At 71.8% G+C, this 24,768-nt stretch carries 23 protein-coding genes; 16 read left to right on the top strand and 7 right to left on the bottom strand.

From position 1 onward, the window contains the following. Position 1: 1 nt before the first annotated feature. The 7 genes from DEJ11_RS12025 to DEJ11_RS11995 all read left to right on the top strand — a co-directional run bounded on the left by DEJ11_RS12025 (position 2) and on the right by DEJ11_RS11995 (position 6,921). Complete coding sequence (locus DEJ11_RS12025) at positions 2-1,300, top strand: thymidine phosphorylase (protein WP_111103254.1); 1,299 nt, start codon at positions 2-4, stop codon at positions 1,298-1,300. A gap of 120 nt (positions 1,301-1,420) precedes the next feature. Continuing rightward, on the top strand, positions 1,421-2,533 hold the full coding sequence (locus DEJ11_RS12020; RefSeq protein ID WP_111103255.1) for an adenosine deaminase: 1,113 nt from the start codon (positions 1,421-1,423) through the stop codon (positions 2,531-2,533). A gap of 3 nt (positions 2,534-2,536) precedes the next feature. After that, on the top strand, positions 2,537-2,983 hold the full coding sequence (locus DEJ11_RS12015) for a PTS sugar transporter subunit IIA (RefSeq protein WP_111103257.1): 447 nt from the start codon (positions 2,537-2,539) through the stop codon (positions 2,981-2,983). Beyond that, positions 2,980-3,258: a PTS sugar transporter subunit IIB gene (locus DEJ11_RS12010; RefSeq protein ID WP_027466460.1), complete on the top strand. Its 279-nt coding sequence runs from the start codon at positions 2,980-2,982 to the stop codon at positions 3,256-3,258. The genes DEJ11_RS12015 and DEJ11_RS12010 overlap by 4 nt, the downstream gene beginning before the upstream one ends. A gap of 29 nt (positions 3,259-3,287) precedes the next feature. Continuing rightward, positions 3,288-4,130 (top strand): purine-nucleoside phosphorylase, encoded by an 843-nt coding sequence (locus tag DEJ11_RS12005; RefSeq protein WP_111031934.1) that lies wholly within the window; start codon positions 3,288-3,290, stop codon positions 4,128-4,130. Beyond that, positions 4,127-5,803, top strand: coding sequence for a phospho-sugar mutase (locus tag DEJ11_RS12000; protein WP_111103258.1), 1,677 nt, complete (start codon positions 4,127-4,129; stop codon positions 5,801-5,803). The genes DEJ11_RS12005 and DEJ11_RS12000 overlap by 4 nt, the downstream gene beginning before the upstream one ends. 179 nt (positions 5,804-5,982) lie before the next feature. Next, the gene (locus DEJ11_RS11995; protein ID WP_111103259.1) at positions 5,983-6,921 is read left to right on the top strand and encodes a hypothetical protein; all 939 of its coding nucleotides are present in this window, start codon (positions 5,983-5,985) and stop codon (positions 6,919-6,921) included. Between the two features lie 85 nt (positions 6,922-7,006). Here the strand turns inward: DEJ11_RS11995 and DEJ11_RS11990 are convergent, their stop codons facing one another. After that, entirely contained in the window at positions 7,007-8,791 is a 1,785-nt protein-coding gene (locus DEJ11_RS11990) for an acetyl/propionyl/methylcrotonyl-CoA carboxylase subunit alpha (RefSeq protein ID WP_111103260.1), read from the bottom strand. Between the two features lie 79 nt (positions 8,792-8,870). Further along, entirely contained in the window at positions 8,871-9,665 is a 795-nt protein-coding gene (locus tag DEJ11_RS11985) for a Maf family protein (RefSeq protein WP_111103261.1), read from the bottom strand. 14 nt (positions 9,666-9,679) lie between these two features. Between DEJ11_RS11985 and DEJ11_RS11980 the strand changes: the two genes are divergently transcribed. From DEJ11_RS11980 to DEJ11_RS11965, 4 genes are all read left to right on the top strand, one after another. Then, positions 9,680-10,939, top strand: coding sequence for a class I SAM-dependent RNA methyltransferase (locus DEJ11_RS11980; RefSeq protein WP_111029452.1), 1,260 nt, complete (start codon positions 9,680-9,682; stop codon positions 10,937-10,939). A gap of 176 nt (positions 10,940-11,115) precedes the next feature. Beyond that, positions 11,116-11,835, top strand: coding sequence for a response regulator transcription factor (locus DEJ11_RS11975; protein ID WP_017888757.1), 720 nt, complete (start codon positions 11,116-11,118; stop codon positions 11,833-11,835). A gap of 5 nt (positions 11,836-11,840) precedes the next feature. Next, positions 11,841-13,094 carry a sensor histidine kinase gene (locus tag DEJ11_RS11970; protein ID WP_111093348.1) on the top strand — a complete coding sequence of 418 codons (1,254 nt, stop codon included), beginning with the start codon at positions 11,841-11,843 and terminating at the stop codon, positions 13,092-13,094. Then, positions 13,091-14,140 carry a DUF8320 family protein gene (locus tag DEJ11_RS11965; RefSeq protein WP_111022366.1) on the top strand — a complete coding sequence of 350 codons (1,050 nt, stop codon included), beginning with the start codon at positions 13,091-13,093 and terminating at the stop codon, positions 14,138-14,140. The genes DEJ11_RS11970 and DEJ11_RS11965 overlap by 4 nt, the downstream gene beginning before the upstream one ends. 630 nt (positions 14,141-14,770) lie before the next feature. Here DEJ11_RS11965 and DEJ11_RS11960 read toward each other — a convergent pair. Beyond that, positions 14,771-15,025, bottom strand: coding sequence for an acyl-CoA carboxylase subunit epsilon (locus tag DEJ11_RS11960; protein WP_051596908.1), 255 nt, complete (start codon positions 15,023-15,025; stop codon positions 14,771-14,773). Beyond that, positions 15,025-16,620: an acyl-CoA carboxylase subunit beta gene (locus DEJ11_RS11955; RefSeq protein ID WP_071406413.1), complete on the bottom strand. Its 1,596-nt coding sequence runs from the start codon at positions 16,618-16,620 to the stop codon at positions 15,025-15,027. The genes DEJ11_RS11960 and DEJ11_RS11955 overlap by 1 nt, the downstream gene beginning before the upstream one ends. Positions 16,621-16,694: 74 nt before the next feature. On the opposite strand from DEJ11_RS11955, the gene DEJ11_RS11950 reads away from it, so the two are divergent. From DEJ11_RS11950 to DEJ11_RS11940, 3 genes are all read left to right on the top strand, one after another. Next, positions 16,695-17,495: a biotin--[acetyl-CoA-carboxylase] ligase gene (locus DEJ11_RS11950; protein WP_111103262.1), complete on the top strand. Its 801-nt coding sequence runs from the start codon at positions 16,695-16,697 to the stop codon at positions 17,493-17,495. A 4-nt stretch (positions 17,496-17,499) separates the two neighbouring features. After that, the gene (locus tag DEJ11_RS11945) at positions 17,500-18,048 is read left to right on the top strand and encodes a PH domain-containing protein (protein WP_071244247.1); all 549 of its coding nucleotides are present in this window, start codon (positions 17,500-17,502) and stop codon (positions 18,046-18,048) included. Between the two features lie 70 nt (positions 18,049-18,118). Next, a complete protein-coding gene (locus DEJ11_RS11940; protein ID WP_111103263.1) occupies positions 18,119-19,426 on the top strand; it encodes a UDP-glucose dehydrogenase family protein in 1,308 nt (435 codons plus the stop codon). 70 nt (positions 19,427-19,496) lie between these two features. Here the strand turns inward: DEJ11_RS11940 and DEJ11_RS11935 are convergent, their stop codons facing one another. After that, a complete protein-coding gene (locus DEJ11_RS11935; RefSeq protein WP_146250038.1) occupies positions 19,497-20,699 on the bottom strand; it encodes a glycosyltransferase in 1,203 nt (400 codons plus the stop codon). Positions 20,700-20,747: 48 nt separating this feature from the next. Here DEJ11_RS11935 and DEJ11_RS11930 point away from each other — a divergent pair, with 48 nt between their 5' ends. Beyond that, entirely contained in the window at positions 20,748-21,971 is a 1,224-nt protein-coding gene (locus DEJ11_RS11930; protein WP_181440808.1) for a polysaccharide pyruvyl transferase family protein, read from the top strand. Between the two features lie 131 nt (positions 21,972-22,102). Continuing rightward, positions 22,103-22,330, top strand: coding sequence for a hypothetical protein (locus DEJ11_RS11925; RefSeq protein WP_111029457.1), 228 nt, complete (start codon positions 22,103-22,105; stop codon positions 22,328-22,330). Between the two features lie 6 nt (positions 22,331-22,336). On the opposite strand, the gene DEJ11_RS11920 is transcribed toward DEJ11_RS11925, so the two are convergent. Together DEJ11_RS11920 and DEJ11_RS11915 are read right to left on the bottom strand one after the other, a co-directional pair. Further along, positions 22,337-23,287, bottom strand: a complete 951-nt coding sequence (locus tag DEJ11_RS11920; protein WP_111031922.1) for a GH25 family lysozyme — start codon at positions 23,285-23,287, stop codon at positions 22,337-22,339. Between the two features lie 136 nt (positions 23,288-23,423). Continuing rightward, positions 23,424-24,701, bottom strand: coding sequence for an acyltransferase family protein (locus tag DEJ11_RS11915; protein WP_181440809.1), 1,278 nt, complete (start codon positions 24,699-24,701; stop codon positions 23,424-23,426). Between the last annotated feature and the right edge of the window lie 67 nt (positions 24,702-24,768).

Below are 24,768 nucleotides of genomic sequence, written 5' to 3'. Positions count from 1 at the left end.
CATGGCCGTCGAGCCGTTCGACACCGTCGACCTCATCCGCACGAAGCGCTCCGGCGGGGCCCTCAGCACCGCCGAGGTGGACTGGCTCGTCGACGCGTACACCCGCGGCTACGTCGAGGACCCGCAGATGGCCGCGATGGCGATGGCGATCTTCCTGAACGGGATGGAGCGGCGCGAGATCAAGGACCTCACGCTCGCGATGATCGCGTCGGGGGAGCGGATGTCGTTCTCGTCGCTCGGCAAGACGACGGTCGACAAGCACTCCACGGGCGGGGTCGGCGACAAGATCACCCTGCCGCTGGCACCCCTGGTGGCGTCGTTCGGCGTCGCCGTGCCGCAGCTGTCCGGCCGCGGACTCGGGCACACCGGCGGCACGCTCGACAAGCTCGAGTCGATCCCCGGGTGGCAGGCGTCCATCTCGAACGACCGCATGATGCAGGTGCTGCAGGACGTCGGCGCGGTCATCTGCGCCGCCGGGTCCGGCCTGGCTCCCGCGGACAAGAAGCTCTACGCGCTCCGCGACATCACCGGCACGGTCGAGTGCATCCCGCTCATCGCGTCGAGCATCATGTCGAAGAAGATCGCCGAGGGCACCGGTGCGCTCGTGCTCGACGTCAAGTTCGGTTCCGGCGCGTTCATGCCGACGTACGAGGCGTCCCGGGAGCTCGCGCAGACCATGGTCGACCTCGGCAACGACGCCGGGGTCGCGACCTCGGCGCTCCTGACCGACATGGAGGTCCCGCTCGGGCTGACGATCGGCAACGCGCTCGAGGTGCGGGAGTCGGTCGAGGTGCTCGCCGGCGGCGGCCCCGCCGACGTCGTCGAGCTGACCGTGGCGCTCGCGACCGAGATGCTCACCCTGGCGGGACTGCCCGACGCCGACCCGGCCGCGGCGCTCGCGGACGGCCGCGCCATGGACACCTGGCGTCGGATGATCGAGGCGCAGGGCGGGAACCCCTCCGCCGCGTTGCCCGTGGCCCGCGAACAGCACGTCGTCACCGCTCCGACGTCGGGGGTCCTCACGCAGCAGGACGCGCTGCCGTTCGGCGTCTCGGCCTGGCGGCTCGGGGCCGGTCGTGCCCGCGCGCAGGACCCGGTGCAGGCAGGTGCGGGCATCGAGCTCCACGTCAAGCCGGGGGACAGCGTGACCGAGGGCCAGCCGCTCTGGACGCTGCACTCCGACGACGCGTCGCGGATCCCGCGCGCACTCGAGTCGCTCGAGGGTGCGTGGACCATCGGCCCGGAGGGCTCCGCTGCCGCGGCACGTGGGCCGATCGTGCGCGAGCGCATCGGGTCCTGAACCGGGCCACCCGACCGCCCGGAGGCTCCCTGCACACCTGTGGGGAGCCTCCAGTGTCTTCGGTCGTGGGTTGTGCACAGGTGCCTGCGCGGCGGCGGTGACCACCGATAGCCTGGGGGAATGAGCGCCGACGCCCCGACCTACCGCCTGCCCGACGCCGGGGCGGTCATCAACGACCTGCCGAAGGTCTCGCTGCACGACCACCTCGACGGCGGCCTGCGGCCAGCGACCATCATCGAGCTCGCGGCCTCGGCGGGTGTGTCGCTCCCCACCACCGACCCGGCCGAGCTCGGGCAGTGGTTCGCCGACCAGTCGAACTCCGGCTCCCTGGTCGAGTACCTGAAGACGTTCGACGTCACCACGTCGGTGATGCAGACCGCGCCGCAGCTCACCCGGATCGCCCGCGAGTTCGTCGAGGACCTGGTCGCCGACGGCGTCGTCTACGGCGAGGTCCGCTGGGCGCCGGAGCAGCACCTGCAGGGCGGACTGACCCTCGACCAGACGGTGGAGGCCGTGCAGGCCGGCATCGAGGAAGCCGTCGACGCCGCCGGTGGGCGCATCCGCGTCGGCCAGCTCGTCACCGCGATGCGGCACGCCGACAGGTCGCTCGAGATCGCCGAGCTCGCCGTCCGGCACCGTGACGCCGGGGTCGTCGGCTTCGACATCGCCGGTGCCGAGGCCGGGTTCCCCGCCTCGAACCACCGCGCCGCCTTCGACTACCTGGCATCCGAACTGTTCCCCGTCACCGTGCACGCGGGCGAGGCCGACGGGCTCGGGTCCATCCGGTCCGCCCTGGTCGACGGCCGGGCGCTCCGCCTCGGGCACGGCGTCCGCATCTTCGAGGACGTCGCCCTGTCCGACGCCGGGGACGGCTCGACGCTGGCCTCCCTGGGCGAGGTCGCCTCGTGGGTCCGTGACCGCGAGATCCCGCTCGAGGTCTCGCCGTCGTCCAACCTGCAGACCGGGGCGATCGCCGCGTGGGGCGACGACCTCGCCGACCACCCGTTCGACGTGCTCTACCAGCTCGGCTTCCGGGTCACGGTGAACACCGACAACCGCCTGATGAGCGGGACCTCGCTGTCGAAGGAGCTCGCACTGCTCGCCGGCACGTTCGGGTACGACCTCGACGACCTGGCGGCGTTCCAGATCAACGCCGCGCTCGGGTCGTTCCTGCCGCTCGAGGACCGCGAGGAGATCATCGCCACCATCACGGCCGGGTACCAGGAGGCCTGACGCATGGGACTGCCACCGCTGCCGGACACCGCCGTCCTCCTCGGTGCGGACGCGCCCGCGTGGCGTGACGCGATGCGCCTGGTCGGCCGTGCGCTCGTCGCCTCGGGCGCCACCACCGACGAGTACACCGACGCCATGATCGGCATGGTCGAGGAGCACGGGCCGTACATCGTCATCTCGCCGGGGCTCGCGTTCGCGCACGCCCGGCCGGGTGGCGCGGTCGTGCGGGACGGACTCGCGATCGTGACGCTCGCGACGCCGGTGGCGTTCGGCCACCCGCACAACGACCCCGTCCGTGTGGTGCTCGGGCTCGCGGTGGCCGAGGTGGGCACCCACCTGGAGTCGATCGGCGAGATCGCGAACCTGTTCAACGACGCCACCGTGACCGGACGGATCGCGGCGGCGACCACGGCGGACGAGGTCCGCGCGATCATGGGGGTCTCCGCGTGAAGATCGTGACCATCTGCGGCGCCGGCATCGGCTCGAGCGGCATCCTCAAGGTGAACGCCGAGAAGGCGCTCGACGCCCTCGGGCTGTCGGCGTCGGTCGTCGCGGCGGACGTCGCCTCGGTGCGCGACGTCTCCGACGACGCCAACGTGATCCTGACGAGTCAGGAGTTCGTCGAGGCGATCGGTGACACCTACGCCGAGGTCATCGTCATCGCGAACCACTTCGACCAGGGTGAGATCACGGCGGCGGTGGACCGGGCGCTCGGCGAGCACTGAGCGTGCAGTCCGCCCTTTAGAGTTGGGGCATGAGCACCGAGAACCCGCTGAACGACCCCGCTGCCGACCCGTTCGAGGTCGCGCGGGCCGCCGCCGCCGTCATCGCCGAACAGTCCGGCATCGAGCGGCATGACATCGCCCTGACCCTCGGGTCGGGCTGGGGCAAGGCCGCCGACATCATCGGTGAGACCGTGTCCGAGATCCCGGCCGAGCAGGTCCCCGGGTTCAGCGCCTCGGCCGTCCCCGGACACTCCGGCACCATCCGGTCGATCCGCCTCGCCGACGGCCGCCACGCGCTCGTCATCGGTGCCCGCACCCACTACTACGAGGGCCACGGGGTCCGTCGGGTCGTGCACAGCGTCCGCACGGCCGCGGCGACCGGTGCCTCGATCATGGTGCTGACCAACGGCGCCGGCGGCATCAAGGAGCACTGGACCCCGGGCACCCCGGTGCTCATCAGCGACCACATCAACCTGACCGCGGACAGCCCGCTCGAGGGCGCGACGTTCATCGACCTGACCGACCTGTACTCGGCGCGGCTGCGCGAGCTGGCCCGGACGGTCGACCCGTCGCTCGACGAGGGCGTGTACACGCAGTTCCGCGGCCCGCACTACGAGACCCCGGCCGAGGTCCAGATGGCGAAGACCATCGGCGGACACATCGTCGGCATGTCGACCGCGCTCGAGGCCATCGCCGCCCGTCAGGCCGGCATGGAGGTCCTCGGGTTCTCGCTCATCACGAACCTCGCCGCGGGCATCCAGAAGACCCCGCTGTCGCACACCGAGGTGCTCGAGGCCGGCAAGCAGGCCGAGCCGGTGATCGCCGACCTGCTCGCACGCGTGGTCGCCGCACTCGGGCAGCCGGCGTCGTGAAGCTCGACCTCGACCAGGTGCTCGGCACCGCGCGGGCGTGGCTGGCGCAGGACCCCGACCCGGAGACCCGTGACGAGCTGGCCGCGGCGATCGACGCGGCGGCCGACGGTGACGGTCCCGCTGTCCGGGCGCTCGCCGAGCGGTTCGACGGCCGGCTGCAGTTCGGCACCGCCGGACTCCGCGCGGAGCTCGGCTGGGGCCCGCTGCGGATGAACCGGGTCGTCGTGACCCAGGCCGCTGCGGGGCTCGCACGGTTCCTCATCGACAGCGGGCGCTCGCGCAGCGTCGTGATCGGGTACGACGGCCGGGTGAACTCGGACGTCTTCGCACGTGACTCGGCCGAGGTCATGCGCGGCCTCGGGCTCGAGGTCACCCTGCTGCCCTCGGCCCTGCCGACGCCGGTGCTCGCGTTCGCCGTCCGGCACCTGGACGTCGGTGCTGGCGTCATGGTCACCGCGAGCCACAACCCGCCGCGGGACAACGGGTACAAGGTCTACCTCGGTCAGGACGACGACGGCTCGCAGATCGTGCCGCCCGTCGACGGTGAGATCGCGGCCGCCATCGACGCCGTCGCCGCAGGCTCCGTCACCGACCTGCCGCGCGGCACGGACTACACCGTCGCGTCGTCGGCCCTGGTCGACGCCTACGTGGCCGCCACGGCCGCGATCGTGCCCGCTCCGGCACTCGGGGTCGAGGAGCAGCCGAAGGTCGTCTACACGGCCATGCACGGCGTCGGGTGGGAGACTGCCCGCGCGGTGTTCGCCGCGGCCGGGTTCGCCGAGCCGGCGGTCGTGCCGGAGCAGATCGATCCGGACGGTGCGTTCCCGACGGTGTCGTTCCCGAACCCCGAGGAGCCGGGTGCGATGGACCTGGCGATCGCCCGTGGTCTCGCCGTCGGCGCCGACCTGGTGATCGCGAACGACCCCGACGCCGACCGGCTCGCGCTCGCGATCCCGACGGCCACGGACACCGGTGCGCCGTCGTACCGCCGGCTGTCGGGCAACGAGGTCGGCTGGCTGCTCGGGTGGCGTGCCGCTGCACGGGCGTCCGAGTCGGGCGCGACCGGCACGCTCGCCGCGTCGATCGTCTCGTCGCCGGCGTTGGCCCGGGTGGCTGCGCGCCACGGGCTGGAGTACCGCGACACCCTGACCGGCTTCAAGTGGGTCTCGCGGGTGCCCGAGCTGCTGTTCGGCTACGAAGAGGCCCTGGGCTACCTGGTCGACCCGTCGGTCGTGCGCGACAAGGACGGCATCTCGGCTGCGCTCGAACTGCTGTCCCTCGCCGACGAGCTCGCCGCGTCGGGCTCGACCATCGCCGACCACCTCGAGGCCTTCGCCGCCGAGTTCGGCGCGTTCGCATCGGGGCAGGTCGCGACCCGCGTCGACGACCTGTCGCGCATCGGCGAGATCATGGCGTCGCTCCGGTCCACGCCGCCGTCGACGCTCGGCGGGCTCGACGTGCACACGGTGACGGACTACGCCGACGGGGTGGCGGGCTTCCCGCCCTCGGACATCCTGCGCTACGACCTGTCCGGCGACGCCCGGGTGATCGTCCGCCCGAGCGGGACCGAGCCCAAGGTGAAGGTCTACATCGACACCGTCGCGGACACCCCCGCCGAGGCCCAGCGCCTGGTCGACGCCCTCGCCGAGTCGGTGCGCCCCTTGGTGTCGTAGGGCGCGGTCCCGCTCAAACCAGGTTCCGGACACAGCACCGCGCATCTTCGCGGTGCTGTGTCCATTCCGCAGTGTCGCGTAAGCCCGGTACCGCTCCACAATGGCAACGGGTCTGCTGGTTCTCCACAGCGACCGGGTCATCGTGCCGTGAGCGGCCGCCCGGACGCCACGCTGTCCCGATGGAACGCCTCACGCTCATGACGACTCCGGTGGACAGCGCAACGGCTCGCAGCATGCGGCGCAGATCGGAGCGGGGCGAGTTCCTCCGCATCGGCCACGGCGTTTCGACCCCCGCCCAGGCGTTCCGGGATGCGTCGGAAGCGGCTCGTCACCGTGCTCGGATCGATGCCGTCCTCGCTGCCTCCCGTCCGGGGCTGATCGTGTCGCACGCGTCGGCCGTCGTGATGCACGAGCTGCCCTGGTTCGGGCCACTCCCGGATCGCGTGGCCCTCACCGACCCCACGCGCGACCGCGCGCAGCGCCTGCGGTTCAGCGACAAGGTGCCGGCACGTGGTCGAGACGTGGCAACCGTGCTCATCGACGGGGTCGAGACGACGGACCTGGTGACCACGGCCATCGACGTTGCGCTCCGATCCGACCGGGGCCATGCCCTGGTCATCCTCGACGCGGTGCTCCGACGAGGGGGCGACCGTCACGACCTGCTGGCCGAACTCGAGTCGCGACCGACACGCCGCGGTGTCCAGCGGGTCCGAGCGCTCCTCGAGCTCGCGGACGGTCGGATCGAGTCCGCCGGAGAGAGCCTCGCGCTGTTGGTGATGCACGATCTCGGGTTGCCACGGCCGGAGCTGCAACACGAGTTCTCCGTCGACGGCCGATGCATCGCACGGGTCGACTTCTGGTTTCCGGAGCAGGGGGTGGTCGTGGAGTTCGACGGACTCGTCAAGTACCGGGCCGGCGAGGTTCGGGGCGCGCGGACGGCAGAAGAAGTGGTGATTGCGGAGAAGTTCCGAGAAGACGCGGTGCGTGCGGTCCCGGGGGTCCGCGGTGTCGCGAGGCTGATCTGGCGCGAGGTTCTGCCCGGCGGCGATGCTCCGATCACGCTCCGGAGGTCCGGACTCCCGGTCCCACTGGCGAGCCGCACGACACCGACGTGGTGACGCACCGGGGAACGGACACAGCACCGTGTAGATGCACGGTGCTGTGTCCGGAACCTGGTTCCGGGGGCGAGACGGAACCCCCGCGCTACGCGAGCTCGAGCAGCACGTGACCGGACGAGACCGTCTGGCCGACCGGGGCGTTCAGCCCGGTGACGACGCCGTCCTTGTGGGCCTGCACGGGCTGCTCCATCTTCATGGCCTCGAGCACGACGAGCAGGTCGCCCTTCACCACGGTGTCACCCTCGGCGACCGCGAGCTTCACCACGGTGGCCTGCATCGGCGACGCGACGGACGACCCGGACTTCGCCAGGCCCCCGCGGACGGCCGACGAGCGGCGCTTCGGGGGAGCGGTGGGGCCGGCCGGACGACGACCGGCGACACCGCCGGCAGCACCGCCACCGACGATCGACGGCATGGTGACCTCGATGCGCTTGCCCTGCACCTCGACCACGACGCTGTCGCGCCCAGCCGGGGCCGGCAGTTCCTCGGGGGAACCGCTCCACGCCGGGATCTCGTTGACGAAGTCGGTCTCGATCCACTGCGTGTAGATGCTGAACGGCTCGTCGTCGGCCGTCGCGAACGCCGGGTCCGACACCACGGCACGGTGGAAGGGGAGCACGGTCGGCAGGCCCGTGACCTCGAACTCGGCGAGTGCACGACGCGAACGCTCCAGCGCCTCGGCACGGGTGGCGCCGGTGACGATCAGCTTCGCGAGCATCGAGTCGAACGAACCGGATACGACGTCACCGGAGACGACGCCCGAGTCGACACGGACACCGGGGCCGGACGGTGCGTTGAAGGCGTGCACGGGGCCGGGCGCGGGGAAGAAGTTGCGACCCGGGTCCTCGCCGTTGATGCGGAACTCGAACGAGTGCCCCCGCGGCGTGGGGTCCGAGTAGTCGAGCACGCCACCCTCGGCGATGCGGAACTGCTCGCGCACCAGGTCGATGCCGGTGACCTCTTCGGAGACGCAGTGCTCGACCTGCAGGCGAGTGTTCACCTCGAGGAACGACACGGTGCCGTCGGCACCGATGAGGAACTCGCAGGTGCCGGCGCCGACGTAGCCGACCTCGCGCAGGATCGCCTTGGACGACTCGTACAGTGCGGTCTGCTGCTCGGACGTCAGGTAGGGCGCCGGGGCTTCCTCGACGAGCTTCTGGTGGCGTCGCTGCAGCGAGCAGTCGCGGGTGGAGACCACGACGACGTTGCCGTGCTCGTCCGCCAGGCACTGGGTCTCGACGTGGCGCGGCTTGTCCAGGTACTTCTCGACGAAGCACTCGCCCCGACCGAACGCGGCGATCGCCTCACGCGTGGCGGACTCGAAGAGCTCCTCGACCGAGGCACGGTCGCGGACGACCTTCAGACCACGACCGCCACCGCCGAACGCCGCCTTGATCGCGACGGGCAGACCGACCTGGTCGACGAAGTCGAAGACCTCGGAGACGTCCTGCACGGGCTCGATGGTGCCGGGGGCGAGCGGTGCGCCGACCTTCTCGGCGACGTGGCGCGCGGAGACCTTGTCGCCGAGGCGCTCGATCGACTCCGGCGACGGGCCGATCCAGACGAGCCCGGCGTCGATGACGGCGCGGGCGAAGTCGGCGTTCTCGGCGAGGAACCCGTAGCCCGGGTGCACGGCGTCCGCACCGGAGCGGCGGGCGACCGAGATGATCTTGTCGATGACGAGGTACGTCTCGGCGCTCGTGGTGCCGTTCAGCGCGTAGGCCTCGTCGGCGAGGCGGGCGTGCAGGGCATCGCGGTCCTGGTCGGCGTAGACCGCGACCGATGCCTTGCCCGCGTCGCGGGCCGCGCGGATGATGCGGACGGCGATCTCGCCGCGGTTCGCGATGAGGACCTTGCTGATACGGGGCATGACACAGCAGCGTATTCGTGCGGCGGGAGTGCGTTTTGACTGGCACCCACAAAGAACCACCCGGAAGAGGTGCGGATGTCTACAGTGCCCACAGGTCGTGCCAGGCGATGCCGAAGCCCCGGAGGAGCATCGACCGCAGCACCGGCAGCGACATCCCGATCACGGCGGACGGCGCTCCGTCGATCCGCGTGATGTACGCGGCGGCCCGACCGTCGATGGTGAACGCACCCGCCACCTCGAGCGGCTCGCCCGTCGCGACGTACGCGTCGATCTCGTCGACGGACACGTCGTCGGCGAAGGTCAGCACCGCGCTGTCGACCGCGACCACGCGGTCGCCGGCGGCGGCCAGCGCCGACCTGCCGGGCGCGACGTCACCCAGCTGCGGGACGCCGGCGGTGGACGTGACCAGGGACCGGACGGGAGGCACGGTGCGGGCCGGTGCCGCGCCTCCAGGCCGTCCCGTGGCCGGTTCCGGGTCGCGGTGCCGGTCGTCGCGTCGTCGATCGATCACGCAGTGTCCGCTCCACAGGGTCCCGCCGCCGGCGGCGAGCATCTGCCGCCAGCGCTCCCGGGCGACCGCGGGGTCGTGCGGCTTGCCGTACAGCTGTCCGTCGACCTCGAACGCGGAGTCGCCGCCGAACACCACTCCGTCGACCGGTGACCCGGCGACCGCGGAGTCGGCGACCGCGGACGCCTTCGCGACGGCGAGGAGCGAGACGAGCTCCGGACCGGTCAGGTCGCGGCCGAGCGATGCCGCTGCTGCGGCACCGACGGCGTCCTCGTCGACCCCGGGGGACACGAGCACGGGTTCGATCCCGGACTGGGCGAGGAGTGCTCGGCGGGCGGGGGATGTACTCGCGAGGTACAGACGCATGGGACCATCTCACCATGGGTGAATCCGTCGGCACGCTGCTCGAACTCGACGTCACCGGGATCGCCCACGGCGGCATCTCGGTGGCACGGCACGAAGGACGGGTGGTCTTCGTCTCGGACGCGATCCCCGGGGAGCGCGTCGTCGCCCGGGTGACCGAGGACCGCAAGAAGTCGTTCTGGCGCGCCGACACGGTCAGCGTCATCACGCCGAGCGAGCACCGCGTCGACCACGTCTGGCCCGAGGCCGCGCTCGAGCGTGACCCCGAGACGCGCCCGGGTGGTGCCGAGTTCGGTCACATCGCTCTCGCACACCAGCGCACGCTGAAGCACGACGTCCTCGTCGACTCGTTCGCGCGGTTCGCGCGGATGGACCTCGCCGAGGTGCTCGGCCACGACGTCGTCGTCGAGGCCGCGCCCGGCGACGACGCGGCGAACGGCCTCGGCTGGCGCACGCGCGTCCGGCTGCACGTCGACGAGCAGGGCACCGCCGGCCCGTTCGCGGCCCGCTCCCACTCCGTCATCCAGGTGACCGGCCTGCCGCTCGCGACCGCCGTCGTGCAGCAGAGCGCCCCGCTCGGCCGTGGTGCGCTGCCGGGGTCCTCGGTCATCGACGTCCTCGCACCGAGCGGCTCGGAGGGCGCGCGGCTCGTCATCGACGACCAGAAGCCCACCGTGGTGACCGAGGTCGTGGGGGAGCGCACGTTCCAGGTCGACGACAACGGGTTCTGGCAGGTGCACCGTGCCGCGGCGACCGTGCTCACCGAGGCCGTGCAGGACCTGGTCGACCGCGACCGACTCGACCCCGAGGGCACCCACCTGGACCTGTACGGCGGTGTCGGCCTGCTCGCCGCCGCCCTCGGTGACCTGGCCGGCCCGAAGGCACGCATCACGAGCGTCGAGAGCGCCGCCCGTGCCACCGAGCACGCGCAGGAGAACCTGTCGGAGTGGCTCGGCGCCCGCGCCGAGACCGGCCGCGTCGACCGCTGGCTGACGAACACCGTGGCGAACGCCTCGCGCGCCGAGAAGGACCGCTTCCGCGCCGGCACGATCGTGCTCGACCCGCCCCGCGCCGGTGCCGGTCGTGACGTGGTCGTGCAGATCGCCGCGCTCCAGCCGGAGCAGGTCGTCTACGTGGCGTGCGACCCGGTGGCACTGGCCCGCGACGTCGCGACGTTCGCCGACCTCGGCTACCGGCTCGAAGCACTGCGGGCCTTCGACCTGTTCCCGCACACGCACCACCTGGAAGCCGTCGCACGCCTGGTCCCCACGCGCTGAGGTCCGGGGGTCGCTCGACCGCGGGTCCTTGCGTGTCGGGGTGTCCACCAATCGGCGGACCGGCCAGCGTGGCGCAGCGGAGAAGCCCCGCACCTGAGTCCGGGCTGGGTATCCTGGGTCGTTGATGGCACTCCGGTTTCAGGGGCCGGCGTCGCGCATCGGAACGAGAGGCCACTGTGGCAGCAGGAACGACAACCACCAGCACCGAGACGTCAGGGGCGGCCACCAGGCCGGTCCGGGTCGCGATCGTCGACGACCACGAGTCCGTCCGACTCGGGATCCAGGCGGCGTGCCAGAACGAGGGGTTCGAGGTGGTGCTCACCGCCGCCAGCGTCCCCGAGTACGTCCAGAACCTCGACGGGCGAGAGGTCGACGTCGTCGTCCTCGACCTGTCCCTCGGTGACGGTTCGACCGTGACCGAGAACGTCAAGGGCGTGCAGGGGACGGGATCGGCGGTGCTCGTGCACTCCATCGCGGACCGTGTCGCCAACGTGCGTGAGGCGCTCGCAGCAGGGGCTGCCGGCGTCATCCCGAAGTCCTCGGCCACCAAGACCGTGATGGCGGCGGTCGCCACCGTCGCACGCGGTGACGTGCTCAACAACCTCGAGTGGGCGAGCGCCATCGACGCCGACCGCGACTTCGCGAAGGCACAGCTCGGCCGTCGCGAGCGCGAGATCCTGCACCTCTACGCCTCGGGTCTCCCGCTCAAGCTCGCCGCCCAGCAGCTCGGCATCGGCTACTCGACGGCCCGTGAGTACCTCGACCGGATCCGTGTGAAGTACGTCGAGGTCGGTCGCCCGGCCCCGACGAAGGTCGACCTGCTGCGTCGAGCCGTCGAGGACGGGATCCTCCCCGGGCTCGACTCGGGCATCGACCCCGACGGCGACGGTCGCTGACACGGATGGCGACCGCGGCTGAGTCGGCGCGGACGGTCGTCGAACCGGCGCCCTTCGGCGCCGATCCGGCGCGCAGCGTCCGCGCCTCGATCACGCAGGCGTCGGTCGAGCGCGCGTTCGCGATCCTCCTCGCGATGGCGGCGATCGGCCTCGGCATCGTCGACGCGCCCGCGGTCCTGCAGCAGCTGCCGTACCTCGACCCGTTCTGGGGTCCGACGCTGATGCTCGCCCTCGCGGCGTCGTTCGTGTTCATCGGGGTCTCGGCCTTCGTGCAGCGGGTCGCGCAGCTGGCGCAGATCGTCTGCGCGCTGCTGTTCCTCGTCGTGCTCGTGACGTGGACGGCCACCGTGCAGGAGCCCATCCCGTCGGCGCAGCAGCCGTGGCCGTGGTGGTTCTGCACGGTCGGCTGCACGGCAGCGGCGATGGGCTTCGCCACGTGGCGTGCGACGGTCTACACGGCGCTCGTGCCGGCGGTGTACGTCGTCATCCGGCTCAGCCCGCTCGGCGGCGACGTCGGGGTCCTCGCGGTCCTGCTCGACGGCGTGTACACGGCGCTGCTCAGCGGTGCGGTGCTCGTCATCGCCGTGGTGCTGCGGCGAGCGGCCACGTCGGTCGACACGGCGCAGTCCACGGCCGTGCGGCGGTACTCGCTCGCCATCCGGGAACACGCGACCGAGGTCGAACGGGTCCAGGTGGACGCCATCGTGCACGACAGCGTGCTCACGACGCTGCTCTCCGCCGCACGGGCCGACACGCTCGAGGCCAAGACCCTCGCCGCGCGGATGGCCCGGAACGCGATCGACCACCTCGAGGCCGCCGCCACCGACGGCCCCGGTGACGTCGCGCCGGTCGCCCTCGGCGAACTCCGGGCGCGCATCCGCGAGGGGGTCGGTGCGTTGCCCGCTCCGGTCCGTCTCGTCCCGACGCCGACCGGGTCGGTCCGCCTGCCCGCGTCGGTCGCCGACGCGCTGGCCTCGGCGGCGCTGCAGGCCGCGGTGAACAGCGTGCAGCACGCCGGCGACGCTGACGTCTCCCGCTGGGTCCGCATCGAGCAGCAGGGGCAGGGGGTGCTCGTCGAGGTCGGTGACGAGGGCCGCGGGTTCGACGTCGCGGACATCCCCGCCGAACGGCTCGGTGTCCGCCGCTCCATCGTGGAGCGCGTCGCGACCGTCGACGGCCGCGCCGAGGTGCACACCGCCCCGGGCGAGGGCACCCGCATCGTGCTGACGTGGTCGCCGGCCGCGAGGACGACCGCATGAAGGTCTCCCTGCCGGCGAGCATCGCCCTCGGACTCGCGTCGCTGTTCTCCCTCTACCACCTGGTCCTCGCCGCGGCCACGTTGCCGCGCGTCGACCAGGTCGCCCCGATCGTCGCCTGCATGGTCCTGTACGCCGCGGCCACCGGCCTCGCACTGTTCGTCCCCGGCAGGGTCCTGCCGGTCTGGACGGCCTGCTTCTCCCTCGCGACAGCCATCGTGATGCCGGTGATCGCCGCCCCCGTCCTCGTCGATGGTCGTGGTCCGGGCTCCGCCACCTGGTGGATCGCGGCCATCGGCACGCTCATGGTGGTGCTCGTCGTGCGCGGTCGGGGCCCCTTCGCGTGGGCCGGCGTCCTGTTCCTGACCGTGTACACCGTCGCCTGGGCCGGTCTCGGCTCGCTCGGTGGGCTCGGCGTGGTCGGCAGCGTCGCCTGGGTCGCGATCGCCACGGTCTTCGCCGCCGCGATGAGCCGCGCCATCCGGAACACCCGTGAACTCGTCCTCGCCGAGCAGGAGACCGCCGACTGGCAGGCCGCGCAGGACGCCCACGTGTTCGAGCGGCAGTTCCGCCTGAGTCAGACCACCCGGATGGCCCTGCCGATGCTGCAGCGCATCATCGACTCCTGCGGCGACCTCGACGACGCCGACCGCGCCGAGTGCCTGCACCTCGAGCAGGCCATCCGCGACGAGATCCGGGGCCGGTCCCTGTTGTCCGACGACGTCCGCGACGAGGTGATGCGCCTGCGTCGCCGCGGAGCGACCGTCCAGCTGCACGACGACGGCGGGCTCGACGACCTGGACGCCCCGGACATCCGGCGCATCCACGCCCGTGTCGCCGAGGCGCTCCGGCAGGCCCGCGATGCCGACAACGTCATCGTCCGGACCGTGGGCGAAGGCTCCGACTCCGCGGTGACCGTCGTCGGACTCCGCCTCGACGGCGCGGCCAGTGAGTCCGCGGCGCTCGGAGCCGGGATGGACGACGACGACGGGGACGAGGACGACTCCGTCGCACTCTGGCTGGAGATCCCGCGGCACGAGCCCGCGTAGCGCGCGGCACGCGTGTCGCGACGATGCACCACGTGATCGACGCGTGGATCGTCGCGAACGTGGTGCGGACGGCGCAGCGGACGCGCGTGGAGCGCCGGGCGTGCGGGCGGCGGTGGACGCGATGGGGGACAGCCGGGAGGCCCGTGGCGGCCCCGCCACGGGCCTCCAGGCCGTCACGTGGGTGCGTCGGGCGGGCGCGCGCACGGAAGCGACCGTGTCGTTGTCGTACGACGTCGACGGTGTCGTTCCGGATCGGCCTCGCCACCGCCCCGCCAACCGCACTGACACCCGCCCGCACCCGCGACAGACCCCCGGAAACGGGGAACGGGCCGGTCGGATACCGACCGGCCCGTTCACGACCCGAGGCTGAGCGACAACCCGAATGTCGCCCTGCCTCGCAGCGGGCGGTGGCTTCGTACCCTAGTCGGCCACCGTCCTGCGATGTCTTTCGTTGAAGGACACCGAACACCAACTACTATGCCCACGCACGAGCCGCATGTCAGTCGTCATTATGGGGGACAATTCCGGCATTTCCGGTCCGTATCCGCTGAACGTGTCCCCCGAGTGAGGGGATACCGACCGGGAAGTGCGCCCTGCAACCGTTCCGGTCGCCAGCGCACCAGGGGTACATCAGCGGAGCGATCGGCCCCAGGCGCCCGGTCCGTGGTCGAGCGGGCGGCGGAGTCCGCGGGCCGCGGCGTCCCACCCGGTGCGGGGTTCGACGACCACGGCGGCTCGTCCGGCGGCAGCGGCCTCGTCGGCCTGGCGCTGCAGGACGGCCACGACGGCGGCGAGTTCCTCGGGGGTGGGGTCGCCCGACACCACCCGGACGTCCGCCACCGAGGCGGGCTCGTCCGAGGGCACGGCTGCTGCGTGGCGACCCATCAGAGGGGGATGTTCCCGTGCTTCTTCGGGGGCAGCGTGGCGCGCTTGCCCCGCAGCGACCGGAGGGCCTTGATGACCGACACGCGCGTGGCGTGTGGCTGGATGATGCCGTCGAGCTCACCGCGCTCGGCCGCCAGGTACGGCGACGCGACGTTGTACGTGTACTCGTTCGCGAGCTTCGTGCGGACCGCGGCGACGTCCTCGCCGGACTCCTCGGCGCGCTTGATCTCGGCGCGGTACAGGATGTTCACGGCGCCCTGGCCGCCCATGACGGCGATCTCGGCGGTCGGCCACGCCAGGTTGATGTCGGCGCCGAGCTGCTTCGAGCCCATCACGATGTACGCGCCGCCGTAGGCCTTGCGGGTGATGACGGTGACGAGCGGGACGGTGGCCTCGGCGTAGGCGTACAGCAGCTTCGCGCCGCGGCGGATGACGCCGGTCCACTCCTGGTCGGTGCCGGGCAGGTAGCCGGGCACGTCCACCAGGGTCAGGATCGGGATGCCGAACGCGTCGCAGAACCGCACGAAGCGGGCGGCCTTCTCGCCCGCGTCGATGTTCAGCGTGCCGGCCATCGCCTGCGGCTGGTTCGCGATGATGCCGACCGTGCGGCCCTCGACCCGGCCGAAGCCGATCAGGATGTTCGGCGCGAAGAGCGGCTGGACCTCGAGGAACTCACCGTCGTCGACGATGTGCTCGATGATCGTGGTGACGTCGTACGGCTGGTTCGTCGAGTCCGGGATCACGAGGTCGAGCTCGTGGTCGGCGTCGGTGGTCTCGAGCTCCGGGGCGACGTCGTAGGCCGGCGGGTCGGACAGGTTGTTGTCCGGCAGGAACCCGATGAGCGAGCGCGCGTAGTCGAGCGCGTCGGTCTCGTCCTCGGCCAGGTAGTGGGCCACGCCCGAGACCGCGTTGTGCGTCTGGGCGCCGCCGAGCTCCTCGAAGCCGACGTCCTCGCCAGTGACGGTCTTGATGACGTCGGGGCCGGTGACGAACATGTGGCTGGTCTTGTCGACCATGATGACGAAGTCGGTCAGGGCGGGGGAGTACACCGCACCGCCGGCCGCCGGACCCATCACGATCGACAGCTGCGGGATGACGCCCGAGGCCTGGGTGTTCAGGCGGAAGATCTCGCCGTACTTGCCGAGCGCGACGACGCCTTCCTGGATGCGGGCGCCGCCGGAGTCGAGGATGCCGATGATCGGCACGCCCGTCTTCAGCGCGTGCTGCATGACCTTGATGATCTTCTCGCCGGCGACCTCGCCGAGCGACCCGCCGAAGACCGTGAAGTCCTGCGCGTAGACGGCGACGTTGCGGCCGTGGATCGTGCCGACGCCGGTGACGACCGCGTCACCGTAGGGGCGCTTGGCGTCCATGCCGAACGACGTGGTGCGGTGTCGCACGAACTCGTCGAACTCCACGAAGGAGTTCTCGTCGAGCAGCTGCTCGATGCGTTCGCGCGCGGTGCCCTTGCCCTTCGCGTGCTGCTTGGCGATGGCGGATTCGCCCGCGGCGGTCACGGCCTCGTGGTACCGGTCGCGGAGGTCGGCCAGTCGGCCGGCCGTCGTCGACAGATCGGGGGTGTCTCCTGAAGTCACCCGCTCACCCTACCGGCGGGTGCCACGCTGCCGGTTGGAGGACCCCCACGGTTCCTGCCCGTACATTTGCGTGCATGTCCACATCCCCGTCGCCGTCGTTCCCCGCCACCAGCGAGGCTGTCCGGTCGGCGGGCGCGACGATCACCACTCCCGCCGAGACCGGGTCCACGAACGCGGACCTGCTCGCCGCCGCCCCCGGGCAGCAGCACGGCAGCGTCGTCGCGACCCTGCACCAGACCGCGGGCCGGGGCCGGCTGGACCGCACCTGGACCGCTCCGGCCGGTGAGACGCTCGCCGCCAGCGTGCTCGTCCGTGCGGAGCTGGACGACCACGACCGCGGCTGGTTGCCGCTGGTCGCCGGGGCGGCGATGCGCGACGCGATCGCGTCGGTGCTCCCGCCTGGCGCCGACGTCGTCGTGAAGTGGCCGAACGACGTGCAGGTCGCCGGGGACAAGGTGTGCGGGATCCTCTGCCAGGTCGCCGCCGACGGCAGCGTCGTGGTCGGGGCCGGCGTGAACCTGACGATCCCGGCTGATCGGCTGCCCACCTCGACGTCCACCTCGCTCCTGCTCGCCGGCGCGGTCGACGACGCACCAGCCCTGGCCGACGCGGTCCTGTCCGCGTTCCTGCGGTCCGTCCTGGAGGCGGTGGCCGGCCTGGTCACCGGGGGTCCCGCCGCCGAGACGGTCCGGTCCCACGTCCGCGCCGCGTGCGGCACGATCGGTCGCCGCATCCGCCTCGAGCTGCCGGACGGCACCGTCGAGGAGGCCGACGCGACCGGCATCGACGACGCCGGTCGCATCACGATCCGGGACCAGGCGGGCGGCACCAGGGGCGTCGCGGTGGGGGACGTCACCCACCTGCGGTATGCATGACGGCATGACCGCCGAGCCCCCGCCCGAACGTGTCGTCGCACGCCTGCGACCACACGCCCGTCGGCTGGTGCGCCCGGCGGTGTTCGTCGTGCTCGTCACCGCGGCCGGCGGGTTCGGCTTCGGTGTGTTCCAGGCGCAGCTGGCGTGGCTGAACGCCGTCGTCGCGCTCGTCGTCGTGGTGCTCGTCGTGTTCGGCGGCGCCGTCCCGCTGTTCCGCTGGATGTCGGAGCGGTACGTCGTCACCACGCGTCGCCTGGTCGTGGTCAACGGACTCGGCACGCGGACCCGACGGGAACTCCTGCACTCCCGCGGCTACGACGTGACCGTGCGGCGCCGCGGGCTGCAGGGGCTGTTCCGCTCCGGCGACGTGCTCGTGTTCCCCGGGGACGACCCCGCCGTGGTCCTCGCCGATGTGCCGCACGCCGACCTCGTCGTCGCCGTCCTGCACGACCTGGTGGAGGCCTACGAGGCCAGACGCCGGCACCGTGAGCCGGACTGGGACGAGATCGTCGGCGGTCCGGACCGTCCGCCGTGGGGCGACGTGCGGGCCTGACCCGGCCGCTGCGAGCCTCGTCGCGGGCGTCGTGATGAGACTTCGGCGAGAAACCGGTACCTTCTTCGACGTGCGTATCTCTGTGATCGGCTGCGGCTACCTCGGTGCCGTGCACGCCGCCTCCATGGCCAAACTCGGACACGAGGTCGTCGCCGTGGACGTCGACCCCACCAAGATCGAGCGGCTCGCCGCGGGCGAGGCCCCCTTCTTCGAGCCCGGCCTGCCCGAGATCCTGACCGAGGCCCTCGAGTCCGGTCGGATCCGCTTCACCACCGACATGGCCGAGGTCGCCGGTGCCCGCGTGCACTTCCTCGCCGTCGGCACCCCGCAGGGCCCCACCGGTGCCGCGGACCTGACCTACGTCAACGCCGCCGTCGCCGCGCTCACGCCGCACCTGTCCGCCGGCGAGTTCGTCGTCGGCAAGTCGACCGTGCCCGTCGGCACCGCCGCACGCCTGGCCGCCGAGGTCAGCGAGGACGTCCCCGGTGCCACGCTCGTCTGGAACCCCGAGTTCCTGCGTGAGGGCTTCGCGGTCCAGGACACCATCGCGCCGGACCGCTTCGTCTACGGCGTGCCGGACGGCGAGGCCGGCGAACAGGCCGTCGCCGCCCTCGACGAGGTCTACGCCGAGGCGCTGTCCACCGGCACGCCCCGACTCGTCGTCAACCTGCCCACCGCCGAGCTCGTCAAGATCAGCGCGAACGCGTTCCTCGCCACGAAGATCTCGTTCATCAACTCGATGGCCGAGATCGCCGAGGTCGCCGGTGCCGACGTCACGGCGCTCGCCGACGCGATCGGCCACGACGCCCGCATCGGCCGGAAGTTCCTGAACGCCGGCCTCGGCTTCGGTGGCGGGTGCCTGCCGAAGGACATCCGTGCGTTCCAGGCGCGGGCGAACGAGCTGGGCGTCGGGGAGTCCCTGGCGTTCCTGGCCGACGTCGACGCCACGAACCTGCGCCGTCGCGCGCACGTCGTCGAGCTGGCGCAGGAGCTGCTCGGCGGGGTCGTCAGCGGCAAGCGCGTCGCGGTGCTCGGCCTGGCCTTCAAGCCGAACTCCGACGACGTGCGCGACTCGCCGGCCCTGGACATCGCAGCCCGCCTGCAGGAACTCGGCGCCGTCGTCTCGGCGTACGACCCCGAGGCCGTCGTCACCGCACGCCGCGTGCACCCCGAGCTCGACTACGTCGAGAGTGCGGCCGAGGCGCTGGGCGGGGCGGAGCTCGTGCTCGTGCTCACCGAGTGGACCGAGTTCCGGGAGCTCGACGCGACCGCCGCCGCCGCACTCGTGGCGTCGGCGGTCGTCATCGACGGCCGCAACTGCCTCGATCGTGACGCGTGGACCGCCGCCGGCTTCACGTACCGCGGCATGGGACGCTAGCGCGACCGACCGGAGGCCCGGTGCCGGTCCGTGGGACCGGCACCGGGCCTCCGGTGTGTTCGCCGCGTCGTCAGCCGATGGCCGCGCGCAGCACCGCCCGGTAGCGCTCGCCGATCCGTTCGGTGGAGAACTCCGCCGCCGAGACGACGGCCTGCTCCTGGTAGCGCGAGCGCGCTGCGTCGTCGGTGAGCACGCGCTGCAGTGCTGCGCGGAGCGCCGGGACGTCGCCCGGGGGCACGAGCACGCCGGACACGTCGTCCTGCACGACGTCCCGGATGCCCGGCAGGTCGCTCGCCACGATCGCGGCCCCGACCGCCGCGGCCTCGAGCAGGGTGACCGGCAGGCCCTCCTGGTCGCCGTTCGCCGCGGGGATCGACGGCACCGCGACGACGGTGGCCGACGCGAGGGTCTCGAGCACCTCGGTGCGGCCCCGCTGGCCCAGGAACGTCACCGGCAGCCCCGCCGCCTGCTGCTCGAGCTGGGCGCGGTAGGGCCCGTCGCCGACGACGGTGAGCCGCCACGGCACGTCGTCGCCCAGGCCGCGGAGCGCCTCGATCAGGTTGCCGAAGCCCTTCTTCTCGACCAGACGACCGACCGCGACCACGTGGTGCTCCTGCGGCGCGACGCGGGCACGGGTGTCGCGGGCCGGGCCGAGGTCGACACCCATCGGGATCACGGTCGAGCGCGACTCGGGGACGCCCCACTCGGTCAGGCGCTCGCGCATCTCGGAGTTCACGGTGGTGACGTGCGCCGACCGTCCGAAGATCCAGCGCTTGAGCCGGACCAGGGGAGCCGCACGGAGCGCGTAGATGTCCCCACCGTGGGTCGTGACGACGACGGGCACACCCGGTGCGGCCAGCGTCGCGACGAGGGCCTGCGGGATGGCCCAGTGCGCATGGATGACGTCGGGCTTCGCGGAGCGCACCACGCGCCGCACGGCCAGGTACTGCGCCAGCACCAGCGCGGGCACCTGCACGATGCGGGAGCGCCGCTCCTTGAGGTTGTCGAGGATCGCGCCGTCGGCCAGGTCCTCGAAGCGACGCGGGAAGTACGGGTAGCGGCGCACCGCAACGTCGCCGATGCGCTCCTTCGCGGCACCACCCGGCACGCGGGGGGTGAGCACGAGGGTGTCGAACTCGGTGGCCTCCTGGTGGGCGAGGTCGAGCACGAACGCCGGAACGCCGTCGTCCGGACGGGCCGGGAACGTCGAGCCCAGGACGAGCAGGCGGGGGCGGTCCTGGCGGGAGCGGGCGGAGCGAGTGGTGCGGGACATCGTGCCTTTCCGGGGCTGGCGGGGGACGGTCCGGTAGGCTCTCACCCCGTGCGCGTACTGATCCACAATAGCGATTCGCCCCACAACCGCGGGGACCGGGCGATCCTCGCCGGCAACGTCGAGCTCGTCCGTCGTCGGTGGCCGGACGCCGAGATCGTGTCCCTGTCCCAGTACCCCGAGCGGGACGCCGCGTGGTTCGGGATCCGGTTCCTGCCGGTCTCCCCGTACAGCACCGGCCTCGGCGACCTGTTCGCGCTGCTCCGTGCCGCTCGCGGCGCCGACGTGGTGCTCTGGGGTGGCGGCGAGATCCTGAAGGACTACACGAACAAGCTCGGCCTCGTGTACTGGTTCGGCAAGATGCTGCTCGTCCGTGCGGTCAACAAGAACCTCGTCGGGGCGTTCCAGGGCATCGGCCCGACCACCGCCGGGGTCAGCAAGCGCCTTATCCGCGCCACCGTCGACCTGTGCAGCGCCTTCGCCGTCCGCGACGACGAGTCCCGCGAGAAGCTCCTGTCCTGGGGCGTGAAGACGCCGATCGTCTCGTCCTTCGACCCCGCGGTCGTCGGGACGGTCACCCCGCCCGACGCCGAGGTGCTCGAGCGGCTCGAGCGCACCACCGGCCTGACCGCCGAGCAGCTCGAGGGCTCGATCGGCTTCGGCGTCCGTCGCTGGTTCCACTACAAGCGCAGCGGCTGGATCCCGTTCCGGTTCCTGCCGAAGCGCTTCCGCCAGACCGGTGTCGACAGCGACAAGCTCGTGACCTACCGGCAGGCCGTCGCCGACCTCGCCGACCGTGTGATCGACCGCTGGGACGCCGACGTCGTGTTCTACCCGATGCACATGGAGGCGTCCGAGGGTGACGCCGCCTTCGCCCGCGAGGTCATCGCGCTGATGCGGCACGCCGACCGCACCCACGTGGTCGAGGCCGACGAGTTCTCGCCGTCCGAGTACGCCGGGCTGATGTCGCGCAGCCGCCTGTTCCTGGCGAGCCGCCTGCACTCGGCGATCGTCGCGACCATCGCCGGGGTCCCCGCCGCGGTGCTCTACTACGTCGACAAGGGCCGGCTGTTCTTCGAGCAGATGGGCCAGCAGGCCTACTCGAAGCCGATCGAGGCCGCACTCGAGCCCACGTTCGTCGACGACGTCACGGCGCAGCTCGAGGCGCTCGACGCGGACCGCGACGCGGTCCGCGCGCAGCTCGCGCAGGGCGTTGCCCGCATGGCGACCGCCCTCGACGCCGACTTCGCCGAGGCGACGCGCGACGTCCGCTGACACTGTGTGCTGACACGGCGGGTGCGAACGCGCGCCCGTGACGGACAGGAGGCCCGTGGCGACACCGCCACGGGCCTCCTGTCCGTTCGCGGTGGCCGAGCGCCGGGGGCGCGCGCCCCTAGGCTGACGACATGACCGAGCGTCGATCCCTCACCGTCGCCGGCGGCGTCACCGCCGCCATCGGCGGAGCCGTCTCCGGAACCGGGGCGCTGATCCTCACCGTGTACGCCGCGACCGGCGGGAGCTTCCCGTTCGGTGCGGCGTTCCTCGTCTTCGCGGGTGGGCCGTTCCTGCTCGTCGGCGCGGTGCTGTTCGCCGTCGGCTGGTGGCAGGGCCGTCGATCGCAGCGACGTCCCTGACGGGCGTCAGCTCGTCCGGGACGCGAAGCGCTTCAGGTACGTGATGTCGTTGCGGTAGACGTCCTGGTCGCCGGGGAGCGTGCCGCTGGCCGCCCACTGCCAGAAGGTCCACTTCGACCAGCTGCGTCCGAGGGTGCCGGGGGTGGTGAAGTTCTTCACCGGGTAGATCGCGACGAACAGCGGGTTCTTCGAGAACTGGTTGCTGTTGTTCGTGCAGCGCTTCCACCAGTCGGTCGTGGTGTAGATCGCGGGGTACCGACCCGTCTTGGCAACGACGGTCCGGTTGAAGTCCTTGATCCAGGTGCGCATCGCGCCCCACGACTTGCCGTAGCAGGTGCCCTGGGCGGCGCTGCCGTACTCGATGTCGAGCAGCGGCGGCAGGGTCTTGCCGTCCTTGCTCCACTGGCCGCCGTGGGCGAAGAAGTAGTTCGCGGTCGCGGCGCCGCTCGCCTGGCTCGGCTGGGCGTAGACGTAGCCGCCGCGGTACAGGTTGCGCTGCTTGGCGGTGGCGTACTGCTGCTTGTAGGTGGAGCTGACGTACGAGGTGCCCTCGGTCGCCTTGACGTACACGAACCGGGCGCCGTTGCGGTAGGCCTGCAGGAAGTTGACGCTCGGCTGCCACGCGCTGATGTCGAAGCCCTGCACCCGGCCGGGGGGTGGCCCGCCGGCGGTGGCGGCAGCGGCCGACGAGCTGAGGGACTGGGCGCTCACGCCGCCGCCCGAGGTCGCGTCGGGGGAGGTCGTCACGTGGGTCTCACCGGCGTGGGCGGCGATGCCGGCACCCATGGTGTGGTTGCCGGTGCGGTCCATCTCGGCGATGGAGAGCTGCTGACCGGTGTCGGTGCCTGCGGCGGCGGTGGCGGTCGCGCCGACCGCCGGGCCACTGCCGAAGGTGATGACCCCGGCGACGGCGGCAGCGGTGCCGAGCCCGAGGATCCTGCTGATGGGTGCGCGCATGTGGTCTCGTCTTCCCTGTCGAGATGCCGTGGGCCTGATCTCCCACGCCGCGGTCCGAGCGATGCTACCCGGACTCGGCGACACCTGTCCGTGAGACGCACCCGTGCGGCGTCCGCTGCGGTGTCCGCTGTCGGGGCTAGCGGGCGGTGCGGGTGCCCTCGTCGTCCGTCTCGACCTCGGGCAGGCGCCCGCGCGAGGAGACCTCGCGGGTGGCGTGCTTCTGCCGGCGGTTCAGGAAGTTGCGCTCCACGAGCCACCACATCCCGACGCAGATCGCCAGGGTGATCGGGATCACCACGAAGACCATCATCAGGAACTGCCACTTCGGGTACAGGCCCATCGGCAGGAGCAGCAGGTTGCCGAGTCCGAGCAACGGGCTGTGGAAGAGGTAGATCGTGTACGACACGAGGCCGGCGAGCACGAACGGCTTCCACGCGAAGAAGCGTGCGAGCCAGGTGTGCTCCCCGGTGACCGCCTTGCGGCCCATCCAGGTCAGCAGGATGCCGGCGAAGATGCCGAGGACGACCTCGGACGGCCAGGTCTGGTGCTGCCAGTAGTCGCGGTTGCGGAAGAAGACGAGGAGCATGCCGACGAACATCGCGGCCACGAACACGCCGCTCTGCCACCGCGGACCGCCGAGCTTCGAGGCGTTCAGCTTGCCGGTCAGGTGCTCGTCACGGGCCTTGACGGTGAGCTCGGCGGCGAGCATGCCGACCGCGAAGAGGCCGACGAACCACGGGTGCATCCACGAGTAGCGGCTCTCGGCGCCCATCCACATGCCGATGAGGACCAGCGAGGACGCGGTCGCCCACCCGCCGAAGACCTTCCAGAGCGGCAGGATCAGCAGCGGCATGAGGAAGTAGATCTGCCACTCGACGGCGACCGTCCACATCGGGCCGTTGATCTTGCCGATGTACTGCGGGAAGAAGTCGTGCACCAGGAAGAAGTGCGTGAGGAACGTGCCCCAACCCATCGGCAGCTTCGTGTCCCACTGGGTGCCGCCGGGCTGCCCCATCACCGGGACGAACAGGATGATGAGCGCGAAGACGATGAGCGACGCCCAGTACGGCGGGATGATCCGTCGGGCGCGGCGCCAGATGAACTTCCAGAAGCCACCGGGCAACCGGTAGCGGTCGAACCGGGTGACCACGGGCAGCATCAGGACGTAGCCGGACAGGACGATGAACAGCGGGACGCCGAGGTAGCCCCACCCGATGAACGGTCGGAGCCACGGCAGTTCGGTGGGCCCGGTGCCGGTCGTCCCGGTGAAGAGGTACGCGTGGTAGAACACCACGGCCAGGGCGGCGAGACCGCGGAGCCCGTCCAGGTACGGGAACTCGAGCCGGCCCCCTGCGCGGGGAGCGGCCGCCGTCGGTTCGGCTGCGGATTCGGCTGCGCGGGTTTCGGTGGCCAACGAACGTCCTCGAGGTGGTCGGAGCGGGGTCCCCGGCAGTCTCCCACACGCCGAGCGGGGCCCGCGA

The organism is Curtobacterium sp. MCLR17_058 (assembly GCF_003234705.2).
Taxonomy (GTDB): domain Bacteria; phylum Actinomycetota; class Actinomycetes; order Actinomycetales; family Microbacteriaceae; genus Curtobacterium; species Curtobacterium flaccumfaciens.
Note: the sequence above shows the minus strand (reverse complement) of the source record. Positions and strands in the feature narration are given on the sequence as shown.